The sequence below is a fragment of the Brasilonema angustatum genome, assembly GCF_059505445.1.
The window spans coordinates 22,119-39,133 of record NZ_JCACKO010000129.1; the positions used below are offsets into that span (position 1 = coordinate 22,119).

The following is a 17,015-nucleotide window of genomic DNA, read 5'->3' on the forward strand; positions in this document are numbered from 1 at the left end:
CAATGGCTACTGATTATATTTTGTTCATACATGGCGTTAATACTCGCGATCGCCGTGAACAACCTCAATATGCCGATAAACTTTTTCAACGCCTCCAAGAAAGCGCCTCCAATGACGGACGAGAACTAAAAAAAATAGCTCTCTACTGGGGTGATGTTAATAAAGAAGCAGAGGAAAATCTCCTCAAGCAATTCAAAGCATCACCAATCTGGGAACATATTGGGTTTAGAACTTTTCGCGAACAGCAACTTCTCCAGTTTGCTGGAGATGCTGCACTCTACATTAGCCGTCAAGTAGGCTTTAAGGTTGTTAAAGAACTCAAGAAACAGACTTTAGATGGGTTAAAGAATGCTCAGTCAGATGACCGCCTGCACTTAGTGACACACAGTTGGGGAACTGTGATCCTATTTGACATATTGTTTGCTGCTCGCTGGGACGATCCACAAGTACCTGGTCATGACGATGTTATGGAGATTCGCGATTGTATCTACGGCTTGTCTGGGAAAGATCCTAATCCGCATCAGGGCGTCCTAATTAGCAGTATTCACACTATGGGTTCACCTGTTGCAATCTTCACCCTGACTAATGTCATACCAGGTAGGGATGGTCCCGATTCGCCCAGCACTCATGACATTACACCCCAATTACAGAGGCTACTGGAGTCCCTGGACTCAAAGCGAAATGGAAACAAACTACCTTGGAGGAATTACATTCATGCTGGCGATCCGATCGCATACCCGCTGAAAGAAGTGATGACTAATCTAGTAGATCGTCAGACAAAATACTTAGATATTCAAGATCTAATGACCCAGGAATCAGGATTGCTTGAATCTTTGACTGCACAATCAGTTTTCGCCCTAATGCATGGCGGTGAGGCACATGGCAGCTACTGGGGTAGTGACAAAGTGGTTCAAGAAATCTCCAATGTTGTGAACGCAGAAACACCTGCATTTCATCAACGCTAGAGCGTGTTTTCAAACTACAATCTAGAGGTGTATTTTGTCAGGGTGACAAGTTTGGCGGTAAAATTATCATCCATCCGGCATTTACCAACCTGTTGACCCTCATGCTTTGCGACTACCTTGTACAAATCCTGACTGCCCGCGTGTACGATGTTGCTCAGGAAACACCCCTGGATTATGCTCCTAATCTATCTGCACGATTGAATAATAAACTCCTACTCAAGCGGGAAGATATGCAGTCAGTCTTTTCGTTCAAGCTGCGGGGTGCTTATAACAAGATGGCGCAACTACCACCGGATTTGCTGGTACAGGGTGTGATTGCTGCATCTGCTGGAAACCATGCCCAGGGTGTTGCTCTTGCTGCGCGTCATATCGGCACACGAGCAATTATTGTTATGCCCGTAACCACACCTCAGGTGAAGATAGATGCAGTCAGAGCCAGAGGGGGAGAGGTAGTTTTGCATGGGGATACTTACGATGATGCTTATGCCTTAGCCCGTCAACTAGAGGTAGAAAAAGGTTTGACTTTTATTCATCCCTTTGATGATCCCTATGTGATTGCCGGACAGGGAACAATCGGGATGGAAATTCTGCGACAATATCAGCAACCGATCCACGCTATTTTTGTGGCAATTGGCGGCGGTGGATTGATTTCTGGGATTGCAGCATATGTGAAACGGTTGCGTCCTGAAATTAAAATAATTGGTGTTGAGCCAGTGGATGCTGATGCCATGCATCAATCGCTGAAAGCAGGGAAGCGGGTACGCTTACCTCAAGTAGGCTTATTTGCTGATGGGGTAGCGGTGCGGGAAGTGGGAGAAGAAACTTTCCATCTGTGTCAGGAGTATGTGGATGACATCATTTTAGTTGATACAGATCATACTTGTGCTGCAATAAAAGACGTGTTTGAGGATACGCGCTCGATTTTGGAACCAGCGGGTGCATTGGCGATCGCCGCTGCAAAAGCCTATGTCGAACGAGAACAAATCCAGGGACAAACGTTAATCGCCGTTGCCTGCGGTGCTAACATGAATTTTGATCGCCTGCGCTTTGTTGCTGAACGAGCAGAATTGGGTGAACGCCGCGAAGCCATTTTTGCAGTGGCGATTCCGGAAGAACGGGGCAGTCTTCGCAAGTTTTGCGAATGTATTGGCAGACGCAATCTAACTGAGTTTAGCTATCGCATTGCTGGTGAAAAAGAAGCACATATTTTTGTGGGACTGCAAATTCAAAACCGTGCTGATGCGGTAAAAATGGCTGATAGTTTTGAAGCTCACGGCTTCAAAACTATTGACTTAACCGATGACGAACTGACAAAATTACATTTGCGGCACATGGTTGGTGGACACTCTCACCTTGCTAAGAATGAGTTGCTCTACCGTTTTGAGTTTCCTGAACGTCCCGGTGCATTGATGAAATTCGTCAGTTCCATGAGTCCCGACTGGAACATCAGCCTTTTTCACTACCGCAACAATGGGGCAGACTATGGGAAAATAGTCGTGGGCATGCAGGTACCTCCCCACGAGATGGAGCAATGGCAAGCATTTGTTGATACGCTGGGTTACCGCTATTGGGATGAAAGGCAGAATCCAGCATACAAGTTGTTTTTAGGATGAAGCGATGCTCACCTATTGCCGCAAGGAGGCTCACACCGTAATCTTTAATTGGCTGTTGAGAGGAATTGCGGGTCAGAAACGAAACGTCTCCTGACCAATAACAACCACAGGTTGTTGAGCTCGACTTTATCCAAAATTAAGAACTCGGTTTTCTTTATCGGGCAAAAACCCTGGGTTTTTGGCAAATACTTTTTCCACGTCATAGATGTTAACTGAAGTTCAAAAAGTAAAACTACCGTCCCACAAAGGTTTCAGCGATAATGATACGCGGAGCGTCAAGCCGGAGGCTTATCGCGTGCCGAAAAAAATGGATAAAGTTGAGCTAATACGTTTCCCTCCTAACTTGCACATTTTATAAGCCTTATATAGCAAAGCTTTTAGCCCTCCTTTGAAAAATGTACAAGTTTTATTTGTTGCTAGCGGCGAAAAAACGCGGCTAGTCGGGCGCTCATATCTTGCACCTATTCGTATGACCCAGGGCTTAGTCAAAAGCAGCGCAATAAAGTTACATGATTTTTATTGGCTTTTTCCGGTAAAACAAGGGTTTCCGGCTTAGTATTGAGTGTAGTAATAACATCAATTTTTCTTGGTGCAAGATGTCAGTTTCCATTACTGGCTTAGGTCGCGCGATGGCGCGGAGCGCCCGGAGGAGGCGATCGCACCCTACTAAAATTAGCCAGCTAAAACGGTACAATAAGACTTTGAGATGCTTGCTATTACAACGGTTTTCAGTAGAGTAGACTACAAATTTTTCGTAAGCTAGAGGAACAGTACAAATACTCGGGCGTTGCATAATGAGAATATGAATTAGGGTGAATCTTCATGCAGTGTCTGCGTTGTGATTCAAACCATATCCGTAGAGATAGGAAACCAAGAGGTAAACAGAATTACATATGTGCAGATTGTGGTCGTCAATTCATTCAATATCATAATCCGAAAGGATATAGCGATGAAATGAAACGTGAGTGTTTAGAAATGTACGTTAATGGTTCTGGTTTCCGTGCAATTGAAAGAGTGAAAAAAGTGCATCATACAACAATAATTTTTTGGGTAAAACAAATTGGTCGTCAATTACCTGAGAATCCAGAGACAACAGAAATACCGGAAATAATGGAAATAGATGAATTAGAAACTTTCCTCGACTCAAAAAAAACAAAATTTTGGTGTGGAGCGTAGTCAATTCCAAAATTTCAGGAATTTTGGGATGTGTGTTAGTAGATAGAAGTTCGGACACTTTTAGACATTTTTGGCAGATAATTAAGGCGTGAAAATCTTCTTTTTATGTGACGCAAGGCTTCAGCGAGGCTTCACAGTTTATCCATGTTTTATTAATAAGTAAGACCATATTATTAGCAAAATATAATTGACTTGGGTGGAAGGTGAAAATAGTAGATTAAGACACTACTTGGCGCGATTACACCGTAAAACTTTTTATTATTCGAAATCAGTAGAAATGCTTGAACTTTCGATTAGATTGTTAATTTATTATCTTAAACATCGTGAAATTCCGATGCGGGGGCTTCGCCCCCGCTTTGACATGGCGATACGCGTTCGCGCAGCGTGTCCGTTCGGCGAAGCCGTGCCGCAGGCTCAGGACTCAGCGTCAAGCCTCCGGCTAATTCATATCGTGATTCAGCAACGCCCCTGTGATCATGCTTGCGGCTGGTTCGCTCACTGTGGTCTATTCATGTGAAAACCGCTGTAAAAACGAGGTAAAGATATGTGTGCAGTGAATAATTTTTGTACTACAAACTTAGCAAATATTTAGACTGGTAATATAAACGCCCCTATGCGTAACCTGACTAACCCACAAATTGTCAGAATTATCTGTTCATATTTCTCTTGATTAAGGCGAAATCTTTCAGAGGCTACTCGAAATATCTTAACCAAACGAATGATATGCTCTACGAAAATGCGCTCGGTTGATAATTCTTTGTTTTGTTGTTTTTGCTCTTTAGAGATGATTTATAAAGTAAACCTTAAATTGTAGGGTGCGTTAAAGCAGCGCTTAAGGCACCGCATTTGGTGGTGCGTTACGGCTAATTCCTACTCTCTCAAACGCTCAAATCCTTACATAGCCGTAACACACCCCTTAATCTTTACTTTATAAATGACCTCTTAATTAATCTCCGGTTTTTTGATGTTTTTTCAGGATTATTTAGATTTTATTCTCCTATATAACTTTTATTACCATTTTGATCCCAACGATATTCTCCTATTATCTTCTCACTTAAATATAGATATTCAAAGTACTAATCTTTCTAAAGATATATATTAAGTTTTTCTTCCTTTCGATAGATGGTTTAAAAATTAGTATTCTTAGAAAATGAACTTGATAACTCAAAATTTTTAGTATTTTTACTGAAAATTTTAGTTACAATATAGTTGTTTTAAACAATAAATTTGTTTTGCGAATGTCTTTTAAAGAAAAATTGTTCACTCAAATCTTGATTGAAATTTATGTAACTATTCGGAAAAATGGAATGTTTTTAAATAGTTCTTGACAAAATCTACAAAAATTTTATATGAATAAATAAATGAGTTATATCAGCCTTACTCGAAAGCTTTTGTTAATTTGTTTTTGACAATAACCTCATAAAATGTCTTAAAGTTGTAAACAAGTAATTTTATTTACGCCAGTTGCTTGATTATCAAACGAATCATAGCAACATAAGCAAAAGCTTCAGTGGTCTCAGGTAAGACCTGATAATACTTAACAAAAGCTTCAGTGGTCTCAGGTAAGACCTGATAATCCTTACTCAATCGCTGACACCCTATGCCTACGGCATGGCTACGCCTAACGGGGATGTCCTCCGGACACGCTACGCGCTCCGCCAGTCGCAGCCTACGGCTCGCTCCGCTAACATGGGGAGCCAGTACTGAAGCGCGTAGCGTGGCACTTTGTGCCATAGGAGGGTTTCCCTCCGTAGGTATCTGGCGTTGGAAACCAAGCCAAATGCTACCCTGCGAGAAGCCTTCTGGCGGGCGTCTACAAGTCGGGAAACCCTAGCCGAACACTGGCTCCCCAATACCGCGCTGGCTCACCAATTAAACCAACCAAAAGTCCCCTCCACGAGCCAACGTTTGGGCAATACTACAAACCCTTTCTGCTCCTCCGTACGGTACGAACACTTAAAATACAACAATATACATCGATAACCCAGTGCATGAAATCCTTACCACGATATCCTCCGTCAACCCAAATCGTGATCAAACGATCAAAGCGATAGCTTCGCTGCTGCTTTCAGCAGATCGTGCGCTTTGTTACAGCCATTCTCAGGTAAATAAACCACAGTCCAAGGGGGGCAAGGCATTGCACCCTTACAATTACAAACTGTGTGGTTCATTTAGGTGAAAACTGCTGTAAGCGAAGCCGCGAACTTGTTTTGCGCCTGCTTGTTCACTGATACTCCCAGCAGTTATCACGACAACAATGAGCAAACCCAGTGTATCAACGAGCATATGTCGTTTACGCCCTTTCATCTTTTTGCCAGAGTCGTAGCCAACTTCTTGGGATACCATCGTCGCAGTTTCAACCGTTTGACTGTCTATGATTGCTTCAGAGGGTGACGCTTCTCGGTTACAGGAAAGACGTACCCACAACCGTAGTCGCTCATGGATTTGTTGCCAAATTCCAGATTTTACTTTGACAATAAAATAAATACAGTAACGTAAAGTGCTTGGTTCTTCTCAAGCACAGCTAATTAAGCTGAAAGTAGGAACTAGAGATAGCTTAACCCAGGGACAACCCCCCTAGACTCCCAAAGCACCAGGGGGGAACTATCCCAAGGTTAGTTGCACATCACGTAACTGTTTAATTAGCCAGATTGGGCTAATTAATTGTGCAGATGTTAAACGATTTCTGCCAAGATTTCGTTAACACCTGCTCCAGACGCTTTGCCCAGTTTTCCAGTTGACGACAACTTGTAGAAATTATGACACAGTATTACAGCCAAAATCAAGCTTTTGACCACCTCAACCTTACTGATAGTAAGTATGCTGACAGTAAGTTTTTAACGCCTTTTCAGCGGAATCTGCTGCTGAAGAATTTGCAAGCAGATTTGCAACCAGAATATCGGCGCAGATTGGAAATCATGTTGCTAACAGATCAAGGGAAATCTCAAACCCAAATCTGTCAAATGTTAGGTTGTTCTCAGGAGATGGCACGCTACTGGAGTGCTGTAGCACAAGCAGGTCTGGCGCATACATGGCAGGAGCGACCGATAGGCAGACCTAAAACTGTAAACGACCAATATATCGAACGGTTGAAGGAATTAGTAAGCCATAGCCCTAGTGAGTATGGCTATGCATTTGGGTGCTGGACAGCCCAATGGTTGAGCAAACATCTAGCGACTGAATTTGGCATTGAAATTAGCGATCGCCACATCAATCGGTTGCTCAAACAAATGGGGCTTTCCACAAAACAAAAACGCTCTTTTGCTAAAGGGGCAACAAGCCATATCAAGAATACTCACATTACGATTGGCGACTTGCAATCCAATGAGGCTAGTTTCCATTGGTCATTCAATGTGATTTAGACCAAGAACTAATTCTGTGTTAGAGGTCAGTAAATGCCATCAGTATTTTCCCAGGAACAGCTTTGTGAAAAAATTACCGCTAGCTTGGGTGATTCGCTTTCAGCAAACGAACTAGCAAACTGCGTCAAAGCAGTAGAAATCGTCGAGCCATTAGTAGCAAAACAGTTTTGGCAAGCAGAAACCGCAAAGGGCGGCATCTACATAATCCTTGCGGGTAAAGTCAGACTAATGGATAGCTCTAATAACTTAATCACCACTTTAACAAGCGGGGCATCATTCGGTGAAATGACTCTGTTTCCAGAAGATGTCTTTCAACCTTACACCGCTAGAGCTTCTACAAACTTAAAGCTTTGCTATCTCAAGGATGAAACGTTGCAAGCTTTGATGGGCAAATATGCTAGTTTGAGCGATCGCCTATACCGCAAAGCAGAACTTTGGGACTTGCTACTGTTATGTTGCCGCGAGAATCAACTTCCTCGCAACACTTCAGTTGAGGAAATACTCCGAGCCTTATCTTATTTCTCGCGGCACAATCTGGATACTGGCACCCTGAGTGCAACATTATCCAAAGATTGCAAACTGTGGCTGCTGCACCGGGGAAAACTGCAACATTCATCCGGTCAGTCCTTGACACCTGCGAATATATGCGCTGTTGAAAAACAAGGTACTTGGCAGGCAATACAACCAACAATTTTGTACAGTCTAAGCAATGCTGATTGGCAAACAGCACTCCAGCACTGGTCTGAGTTGGCATTGGTTGATTCCGACTCAAAAGTTGTTGCCTCGGATGACCAACAGACGCCTCATAGCACGTCTTTCGCAGAAGAATTGAAGAATGGCAGTAATGTTATTCCATTTCCGCAGCCAGCTTTAGAGCCAAAACAAAAGCAAAAGAAGCGACGAGCCTACTTTCCCAGTCCCAACGTGAGCGTGGGGCATTGGTGGGGAAAGATCGCCAAGCGCTATCCGTTCTTTGCACAACAAAGCTCCTCTGACTGTGGTGCAGCAACTCTTGTGATGATAAGTCGCTATTGGGGCAAGCACTTGTCGGTAAATCGCCTGCGGGATTTAACTAACACGAGTCGGAGCGGGGCATCACTAAAAAGTCTAGCCGCAGCGGCAGAAACCATCGGTTTTTCTACTCGTCCAGTAAAAGCCAGCCTTGACAAATTGGCACAACAACCGTTACCTGCGATCGCTCACTGGGAAGGCAAACATTACATCGTCGTCTATGAAATTACCAAAAAGCAGGTAATTGTTGGCGACCCAGCGATCGGTCAACTCACTCTCACAAACAGAGAATTCAATGCAGGTTGGACTGGCTATGCATTGTTATTGCAACCCACAGCTCTACTCAAAGAAAGCCAGGAAGCAACTCAACCATTCTGGCAGTTTTTTGAGTTAATCAAACCCCACTGGCTAGTGCTGCTAGAAGTGTTCATGGCTAGTGTGTTTATTCAGGTGTTTGGACTGGTAACGCCACTATTCACCCAACTGCTGTTGGATCGAGTGATTGTCCAAGGCAGCATTCTGTCTTTAAACGCCGTCGGGTTAGGGTTGCTAATTTTTGGTTTGTTCCGCGTTGCCACGAACGGACTGCGGCAATATATGCTGGATCACACTGCGAACCGGATCGGAGTAGCGCTGATGGTGGGTTTTATTAAACATACCTTCCGACTGCCACTGGCGTTCTTCGAGTCACGTTTCGTTGGCGATATTATTTCTCGCGTCCAAGAAAATCAGAAAATTCAGCGCTTCCTCACCGGAGAAGCACTGTCAATCATTCTCGATTTGCTGACAGTGTTTATCTATGTGGGATTGATGTTTTGGTACAGCTGGCAGATGGCATTGCTGGTGCTGGTGATTGTGCCGCCATTTTTTCTACTGGCACTGTTTGCAACGCCTTTCTTGCGTCGCATCGCCAAAGAGATCTTTAATGCCGCAGCCAACGAGAACAGTTATCTGATTGAAGCCCTCACAGGGATTCGCTCTGTCCGCTCAATGGCAGTTGAGCAGACAGTGCGCTGGCATTGGGAGGAAAAGCTCCATCGTTTGATTAAAAAAAGCTTTAGTGGGCAGGTGATTGCTAACCGCCTGCAAATTTTCAGTTCCTCTATCGAATCGATTGCCACTACAGCATTGCTGTGGTTTGGGGCATGGCTTGTGATTCAAAACCAACTCACCATTGGACAATTAGTTGCTTTCAATATGTTGTTGGCCAACATCATTCATCCTTTCCAACGGCTGGCAGTGCTGTGGAATCAATTGCAGGAAGTGATTGTTTCTACTGAGCGGATTAATGATGTCCTAGAGGCAGAGCCAGAAGAAGACTTACAACGTCAACCCCGCCAGTACTTACCCAGACTTCAAGGAAGAATTCGCTTTGATAATGTCACTTTCCGCTATCACCCAGAAAGCGATATTAACGTGCTGGAAAATCTCAGTTTTGAAGTACTGCCAGAGCAAACTGTGGCGGTGGTGGGACGTAGCGGTTCTGGGAAAACCACCCTCTCCAAGTTGATTTTGGGTTTATATCCGCCGACAGGTGGCAATGTGTTGATCGACGGTCAAGATGTGGCAAGCATTTCCCTGAACTCGCTCCGTTCTCAAATTGGTGTTGTCGATCAAGATACATTTTTGTTTGGCGGTACGATTCGGGAAAACTTAAGCATCGCTCATTCAGAAGCTACTCTCGAGGAGATTATTGAGGCAGCGCGTCTGGCTGGAGCTGACGAATTTATTAAGCAATTGCCAATGGGTTATGAAACCCAAATCGGTGAAGGTGGCGGGATGTTATCTGGGGGACAACGCCAGAGGTTAGCGATCGCCCGTGCTTTGCTTGGGAATCCCCGCTTATTAATTTTTGATGAAGCCACTAGTCACCTCGACGCTGAATCCGAAAGTATCATTCAAAACAACCTCAACACCATTCTCAAAGGGCGGACAACCCTAATAATCGCCCATCGCCTTTCCACCGTGCGTAATGCTGACTTGATCCTGGTTTTAGATCGCGGTGTATTGATCGAAAGCGGTACTCACAACCAATTAATTACCAAAAAAGGTCATTACTACTATCTCAATCAGCAACAGTTGGCTCAAGCTTACTAAAAGTTGTGAGTTATGAGCCATGAACTATGAGTTTTTAAATTTTTCACTTCTAATTCCTAACTCTGTACAGACGTTCCGCTTCCTTGCGTTTCTACTTTGCTCTTCCTAACCCTCCTTACATAAAAACTATGCCAAACCCATCTCGTAATTCATCATCCCTGGTCAATGCGCCTGAGTCGGTTGAAGATTCTAGTGAGGTTAAACAGCGATCGCCAGCACAAACTCAAACCAGCGATTGGTTTTACGGCACCGAGGAACTGCTGGATGCTTTGCCTCGGCTTTGGACGCGTTCAATGCTATATTTGCTGGTAGGCTTTACAGTTCTCGGCTTACCTTGGGCGATGCTCTCTCAGGTGGATGAAACAGGCAGTGCCAAAGGACGTATTGAACCATTAGGCGCAACGCAAAGAATAGACTCTCCAGCGCCAGGAACCGTCATCAGTGTGAGAGTAAGAGAAGGCGAAACTATTAAAGCAGGGCAAACTCTGCTCGAACTGGAGTCTAATTTACTGCGAATGAATTTGCAGCAAGCGCAGGCAAAGCTTTCTGGCCAATTAAATCAGCAGGCGCAACTCGAACTGCTCAAAAATCAATTGCTGGTCACTATCCATACCCAGCAGCAACAAAACCAAGCGCAACAATCAGAAAAACTAACGCAAGTGCAGCAGGCGCAACAGAATCTTGATACTCTCAAGAGTGCTTACAACTTACAAAAACAGGAAAAAGTCGTTAAAGTCAATCAGGCGCGGCAAGCGGTTGATTCAAGCAAGGCAGCCTACGAGTTAGCACAAGTTCGTTTGGAGGGTGCCAAGGAAAAAATACCACGATATAAAAAAGTTTTTCAACAGGGTGCAATTCCACAAGAACGGTTTTTAGAAGTGGAACAGGCGGTCAAAGAAAACTACCAAAGCCTGGTGCAAGCAAAGTCGGAGAGAGATCAGGCTCAGTCGGGCTTGCAAGAACAACAAAACAGTTCTCAAATGGTTATTCATCAAGCAGAGGGGGATATTCAGCAAGCGCAACTCCGCTTGCAACAGCAGCAACGTAACAAAGATACCCTGATTCATACAGGCGATCTGGCTGTGCTTAAAACGACCGAACAGTTCAAAAACGTGGAATCACAAATTGCAGCGCTGCGATCAGAGATTGCTCAAATCAAAAGCCAGATCGCATCCTTAAATTTCCAGTTACAGCAACGAGTGGTGCGATCGCCTATTGATGGCATAATTTTTGCATTGCCTATCAGCAAACCTGGGTCTGTGCTACAACCCGGTCAGATGATTGCTCAAATTTCCCCCAAGGAATCTCCTTTTGTACTAAGAGCTGAGATGCCTAGTCAACAAAGTGGTTTCTTGAAGGTGGGAAGCAAAGTCAAAATCAAGTTTGATGCCTATCCCTTCCAAGATTATGGAATAATGCTTGGGCGCATCAGTCGGATTTCACCAGACTCGAAAGTTAAAGAAACTAACTCTGGCAAGATAGATACTTTTGAGTTGGATATTGCCCTACAGCAGCCTTATATCCAAAATGGCAACAAACGTATTCTAATAACGCCAGGTCAGACAGCCACTGCTGAGGTGATTATCCGGCAGCGTCGTGTGATCGACTTGATCTTAGATCCGTTTAAGAAGTTGCAAAAAGGCGGTTTAGAACTCTAGAAACGCGATATCCTTGCGTCTCTACAAAATCCAAAATCCAAAACTTGTACTGAGCGAAGTCGAAGTATCCAAAATCCAAAATTTCAAATCCAGTGATTGTGAGAAAAATTGCACTATGCCAAAATTTCTAAATGTATCCAAGGAAGACATCTTTTATCAAATCAAAATTTCCTGTCAACTTCCTACTTTAGTAGAAGCGATCGCCACTCGCCAAATTATTGCCGATACTGCCAAGGAAGCAGGCATAAAAGTCGAGCTAGAAGAACTTCAGCAGGCAGCAAATAATCTGCGGTTAGCCAATAAACTCCTCAAAGCTGAAGATACCTGGGCATGGCTGGAAAAACATCATCTTTCCATAGATGAGTTTGAAGCATGGGCATACACAAACCAGATATCTAACAAATTGGCGACACATTTATTTGGACAGCAAGTTGAACCATTCTTTTATAAACACGAACTCGATTATGCGGGAGCGGTAACCTATGAAGTCATTTTCGATGATGAAGATTTGGCTATGGAACTGTTTTGTGCATTGAAAGAAGGCGAAATTAGTTTTCAAGAAATTGCCCACCAATACATTGAAGAACCAGAAATCCGCCGCGCCAGGGGATATCGCGGCATACAACGCCGCAAAGATTTCCGACCAGAAATTGCAGCACTGGTCTTTGCCGCCACTCCACCACAAATCCTTAAGCCGATAATTACGCCAAAAGGAGTACATCTAATTTTGGTTGAGGAAATTATTGAAGCCAAATTAGACGAGCAGCTGCGTGTTAAGATTTTGGGAGATTTGTTTGCAGCTTGGTTAAACCAACAAATCGCGGAATTAGAAATCGTGACGGAGCTACTTAGCGATCCCACTTAAGTGGCACCTCCATAGGAGTTGTTAGAGGCATATACTGCCAACTGTTTGGTTTGGGCAGACACACTTGTTAATCTAAGCTCAGCAGCAAGCAATTCGTAAGAACGTAAGCGGTCATTAAATTCCCGGCAGACATCAAAGAAGATGATTTCGTTAACGTCATAACGCTCTTGCAACGCCAGCAACTTCTCTTTACACTGATTGGCAGTGCCTACTATGTTGAGCATAACAAAATTGTTGGCGTGCTGTTGTTGTAATTGGTATGCCCGAGCTTCAGTGTCCGCGCAAATGCCTGCCACGGCTATATTACATCGGGGGGTTAGGACTTTTTCTCCGTAGGGCTGGAAAGTTTCTCGATATTCTTTGAGGATACTGGGGTTATCAAGACATCCTCGATGAAAGAGCGAATGGCTGTAGGCAAGACCTTTGTGCGCAGCTACGTGCATGCTATTGAACCCGGTACCGAGAACCCAAACTTCCGGGTAGGTCGAGATAGCAGGTGTCGTCCGTACCTGTGAATTTCCGTGCAAGTAGTCTATCAGGTACTGTATTTTCTCTTTGTAAAGGTCGAGATCCAGTTCCCTAGTTCTGCCGTCAAGAAGCGCTTGAGTTGTCAATGGATCTGCCCCACCACGACCAATCCCTAAGTCAATGCGCTGGGGAAATAATAATTCGAGCAACTTAAAATTATCGGCTACCTTTAATGGACTATAGAAGGGGAGAAGAACTCCAGCCATTCCCACACGAATCCTCTTAGTTAGTCCCGCAAGAATAGGAATTAACAGTTCCGGACTGGCAAGACCATCACCATGATGCTCTGCTAGCCAATAGCGGGAATATCCAAAAGCTTCAATCCGGGGAGCAAGTCTAATTGTCGTAGTGATTGAATCGCAGAAATCCAGAACGCCAAGACTAAGTTTTTCGCTCATAAATTAAGTAACCTCATAGTAGTAGTCCGGATTGTTTTTGTCACAGACCTGGTAAATCAACTCCTACCACTCAGAAATCGTGATCATCTTCGCCTGGTCAGCATTGTACTGTAAGGTCGTGTTCAGAGAGAGCGGTTTTTTAATACCAGCTAGCAGATCGATCGCATCTCCTATCATTAAGGTTGCGATCATTGTATTGAGGTATGAAATCGACGACGATATAACTGTTGGAGAATTTTCATATTGCTGCTTTTCTATCTGTTGATTGTGCTGAATAAATTTTTCCATATGGCTCTTCTCAGTCAAGAGTGGACCTACTAAGCCATCATAAACTCTCACTCCTGAGAACGTACACGCTACATTTTGCTGTAGGCAATACTGTACGACCAATGTCTGAATGGTAATCGGTGGGGTATCAGCACAACACACAATAAAATCCGGCTTTTTTAAGCCCTCTAAAGCTTGGTATAAACTTTCCAGAGAATTAATTTTTTGTTTACGACTATGAATTTTTATTTCAGAGTCTCTCGCTAAAATGTAGTTACGCAGTGCTTCAACCTTCGGCGTATTGAGGTCAGCTTGGCTAAAACAAAACTGGCGATTAAAGTTTGTTATGTTCACAAGATCATCGTCAATCAATATAAAGTTTTTAACGCCAGCAGCTACTAAATGTTGAACTGCGATATTTCCGGTTCCACCGCAACCGATGATACATACTAACTGTTTTAAAAGCTTCTGTTGTGGAGTATTGGGGTTTTCAACGAAATCTGAGAAAAACTCCACCTGCTTCTCAAACCGCGTCTCCTTAAAGTCATTTTCATACAAAGGTCGTACTACACCCTTTGAATCCAGAAGTGAAATAAGTTTCTCCAGCCTATCTCCCGGCAGTAAAGTGGTTAATTTGTCAAGTTGTGTTCCTGCGACCATTTGCTTCAAAGCTTCCACTACCTGTTCAGGGATATTCGATAGTATGAAATGCCGCAGACCATTGCTCAGTATGGTTTTTTGTTCCTCAGATATGAATGATAAAGATGTACTATGTTTTAAAACAATTCCTGTTTGGAATTTATTCAATATATTCATATGGTTAGCAAATTTATATTTGACTCGTCGAATGGTGTGTAAATATCTTCAGAGTTAGGATCGAGGTAGGGATGTTTTAAGTCTATTCCTTGAAGCTCAAACTGTTGGAGTATATGTGTCATCCTAGCTTCTTTTGATTCATCACCCTTGAGCCTCGCTTCCATTAAGCCATTGGCAATAAGTTGGCAACGGATGCTACCAAAATCTTCTCTAGATTTAGGCATTTCTGCTAAAGCCAGTCCTGGTGCAAGTACCTTAGTAAACAAGGGAACCTGCGGCTGAAAGTGCGATTTGTTTTCTGCATAAACAGTCTGTAGAACTGTCCGAACTAATTCGTAGTTATCTACAGGAACTCGGAGAATTCCTGAATCATAGCGTCCAAAATGCGAAGGGTTGTCTAAAACATAGAAGCCGAACGGTACTTTAAATTTGTTCAGTTGCGACGTTAAACTTTCCATGACGGCAACTGCACCTTCAGGGCTGAAGTTGAAGAATATTATAACTTTAGAGTATTCTTTTTTGCTATTACCAATTACATCTCCAACTGCCAGATAGCATCGAAGTTGAAATAAATTATGGGGCATGGTGACTACAACCAAATCACCTACAGCTGCTGCTTGATCTACTAATTGGAGATGGCGGTTTGGCTGGATATGTATCCTCGTACCTATGCCTTGCTTTTCTACTAAGAGACTACCATCTGGTTCTTGTTTCAACACGCGATATCCCGACTCAAAGAAACCTTTCCCTTTATTGCTTTTATCTAGTCGTTCGCAAAATTCCCAATCTATTCCTGCAACAGTTTTATCCCCTAAGACAGAGAAATCAGCCATCACTGCTTCACTTGCTTCTCCTACAAGCGAACCGTTGTAGTAAATGTCATATATAAACTCTCGCAGCATTGAACTCAGGATCTTAGCCTGAGTTTCTTGAGGTAATTGTTGCAACTGGACTACTACCTCGGCTGGATGCTCTACTTTGTAATTAGGATGACTGACACAAAAGTCAGATTTAATTTGAACCTGAGTAGCAATGTCTTGAAGGGACTGTAGCAGTTGCATAAAAGTTACTCCTGAAGCTATTTAATAGAGGATGGCTCTAAATTAGTTAAATTAGTTATTTCTGATTCTGCCATCCCAAAAACAGCGCTAAATGATTGTTCTGGGCGACACAATAAGCTCTTAGCAACTTGAAGTATGCAAAGACCCCTATTATTAAAGTTTTTTTGCCACTGACTTATTTCTACAATTTCATACAGCAAGCCAAGACCAACAAACTGAATAACTCGCGCCATAAAGTTAGGATAGTAATCTAGAATGGGAAAACTGCTGAGATACGCCTGAGTAAGAGCTACAATTGAGGGTTGAAGTACCTCTAAAGGTATTGTTGCCATTTGCAGAGATTTTTGCAGTTCAATAAAAGGATGTACAATTAAACTGTTAAGCCATATTAGTAAATAGTTAGAAATCACTGTTCCTAGATCAAACGCTGGATCGCCCCAACTCCAGTTTTTCCAGTTAATCAACTTAATAATGCCTTGATTTGACTGTTCTGTTTGAGAAATTAGTTTTTTCCAATCCCTGGATATTAAAATGTTATTTAACTTGAGGGTATTATATGTTACGCAGCAGTGGTGCTGATTGAGAGTAAGCTCTGCTACTGCTGATGTAAAACTTTCATGGCGATGATAATTTTTGAAAAAAATAATGCTTTCGTGAGTAAAATGACTGAAATCTTTTGGCTCAATCCTGTTTAGGAGTTGAGCAGAATAATTAGGATTTTGATAGCCTAATTTACCAGGATCTGTTTTAGCAATGAATTCGTATAATTCCTGATGATTCAGGCTATCACGATGTAGCCTTGCTAAAGTAGTCCCCAATTGGGCACCAATGGCAGAGGGAAAAGCTTTCTCTTGCCTGTAAAAATTATCTAGCTTTATATATTCTAGTGAAATAGTTTTTATTTCTTCTGGGCAAATACAACTATTAAGCAAGTACTGATAGATATTTTTATAGTTTAGTATGGTTTCCATGAGTGTATCCTCTTTAGATCGAGTCTAAGCGAAAAGTGAGAGTAAAGATAAAAATTAGAAATCTTACTCCCACTTTAGATAAAAGCTCGATTGCGACTAACAAGCAGGTGAGCATTAGATACAATCTTTAGGTTCTGCTGCAAGTGTTGCCAATGACGACCACACTGCAAAGTACGCTGCCACCTACACAAACGACGCTACCACCACCTTGAATATTAGCAATATCC

At 43.0% G+C, this 17,015-nt stretch carries 12 protein-coding genes and 2 pseudogenes; 7 read left to right on the top strand and 7 right to left on the bottom strand.

Annotation, left to right across the window (positions count from 1 at the left end):
- Positions 1-2: 2 nt before the first annotated feature.
- From AC5JM2_RS22000 to AC5JM2_RS22010, 3 genes and pseudogenes are all read left to right on the top strand, one after another.
- Complete coding sequence (locus AC5JM2_RS22000) at positions 3-965, top strand: hypothetical protein (RefSeq protein ID WP_495836960.1); 963 nt, start codon at positions 3-5, stop codon at positions 963-965.
- Between the two features lie 101 nt (positions 966-1,066).
- Positions 1,067-2,578, top strand: coding sequence for a threonine ammonia-lyase, biosynthetic (gene ilvA / locus AC5JM2_RS22005; RefSeq protein ID WP_495836961.1), 1,512 nt, complete (start codon positions 1,067-1,069; stop codon positions 2,576-2,578).
- 822 nt (positions 2,579-3,400) lie between these two features.
- Positions 3,401-4,085: pseudogene (locus tag AC5JM2_RS22010) on the top strand (IS1 family transposase); the annotation flags it as partial.
- Between the two features lie 257 nt (positions 4,086-4,342).
- Here the strand turns inward: AC5JM2_RS22010 and AC5JM2_RS22015 are convergent.
- The 3 genes and pseudogenes from AC5JM2_RS22015 to AC5JM2_RS22025 form a co-directional block, all read right to left on the bottom strand.
- Positions 4,343-4,543: a transposase family protein gene (locus AC5JM2_RS22015; RefSeq protein WP_495837083.1), complete on the bottom strand. Its 201-nt coding sequence runs from the start codon at positions 4,541-4,543 to the stop codon at positions 4,343-4,345.
- 666 nt (positions 4,544-5,209) lie between these two features.
- Positions 5,210-5,488 carry a hypothetical protein gene (locus AC5JM2_RS22020; protein WP_495836962.1) on the bottom strand — a complete coding sequence of 93 codons (279 nt, stop codon included), beginning with the start codon at positions 5,486-5,488 and terminating at the stop codon, positions 5,210-5,212.
- A 468-nt stretch (positions 5,489-5,956) separates the two neighbouring features.
- Positions 5,957-6,214, bottom strand: a pseudogene (locus AC5JM2_RS22025) (transposase); the annotation flags it as partial.
- Between the two features lie 299 nt (positions 6,215-6,513).
- Between AC5JM2_RS22025 and AC5JM2_RS22030 the strand changes: the two are divergent.
- From AC5JM2_RS22030 to AC5JM2_RS22045, 4 genes are all read left to right on the top strand, one after another.
- A complete protein-coding gene (locus tag AC5JM2_RS22030) occupies positions 6,514-7,116 on the top strand; it encodes a helix-turn-helix domain-containing protein (RefSeq protein WP_495836963.1) in 603 nt (200 codons plus the stop codon).
- Positions 7,117-7,149: 33 nt separating this feature from the next.
- A complete protein-coding gene (locus AC5JM2_RS22035; protein WP_495836964.1) occupies positions 7,150-10,224 on the top strand; it encodes a peptidase domain-containing ABC transporter in 3,075 nt (1,024 codons plus the stop codon).
- A 128-nt stretch (positions 10,225-10,352) separates the two neighbouring features.
- On the top strand, positions 10,353-11,882 hold the full coding sequence (locus tag AC5JM2_RS22040; protein WP_495836965.1) for a beta-barrel domain-containing protein: 1,530 nt from the start codon (positions 10,353-10,355) through the stop codon (positions 11,880-11,882).
- 115 nt (positions 11,883-11,997) lie between these two features.
- Positions 11,998-12,747 carry a peptidylprolyl isomerase gene (locus AC5JM2_RS22045; RefSeq protein WP_495836966.1) on the top strand — a complete coding sequence of 250 codons (750 nt, stop codon included), beginning with the start codon at positions 11,998-12,000 and terminating at the stop codon, positions 12,745-12,747.
- Here AC5JM2_RS22045 and AC5JM2_RS22050 read toward each other — a convergent pair.
- The 4 genes from AC5JM2_RS22050 to AC5JM2_RS22065 form a co-directional block, all read right to left on the bottom strand.
- A complete protein-coding gene (locus tag AC5JM2_RS22050; protein ID WP_495836967.1) occupies positions 12,744-13,673 on the bottom strand; it encodes an MsnO8 family LLM class oxidoreductase in 930 nt (309 codons plus the stop codon). The genes AC5JM2_RS22045 and AC5JM2_RS22050 overlap by 4 nt on opposite strands.
- Before the next feature lie 63 nt (positions 13,674-13,736).
- Positions 13,737-14,756 carry a ThiF family adenylyltransferase gene (locus tag AC5JM2_RS22055; RefSeq protein WP_495836968.1) on the bottom strand — a complete coding sequence of 340 codons (1,020 nt, stop codon included), beginning with the start codon at positions 14,754-14,756 and terminating at the stop codon, positions 13,737-13,739.
- Positions 14,753-15,817 carry a T3SS effector HopA1 family protein gene (locus tag AC5JM2_RS22060; RefSeq protein WP_495836969.1) on the bottom strand — a complete coding sequence of 355 codons (1,065 nt, stop codon included), beginning with the start codon at positions 15,815-15,817 and terminating at the stop codon, positions 14,753-14,755. The genes AC5JM2_RS22055 and AC5JM2_RS22060 overlap by 4 nt, the downstream gene beginning before the upstream one ends.
- A 17-nt stretch (positions 15,818-15,834) precedes the next feature.
- Entirely contained in the window at positions 15,835-16,788 is a 954-nt protein-coding gene (locus AC5JM2_RS22065) for an aminoglycoside phosphotransferase family protein (protein ID WP_495836970.1), read from the bottom strand.
- Positions 16,789-17,015 lie beyond the last annotated feature (227 nt).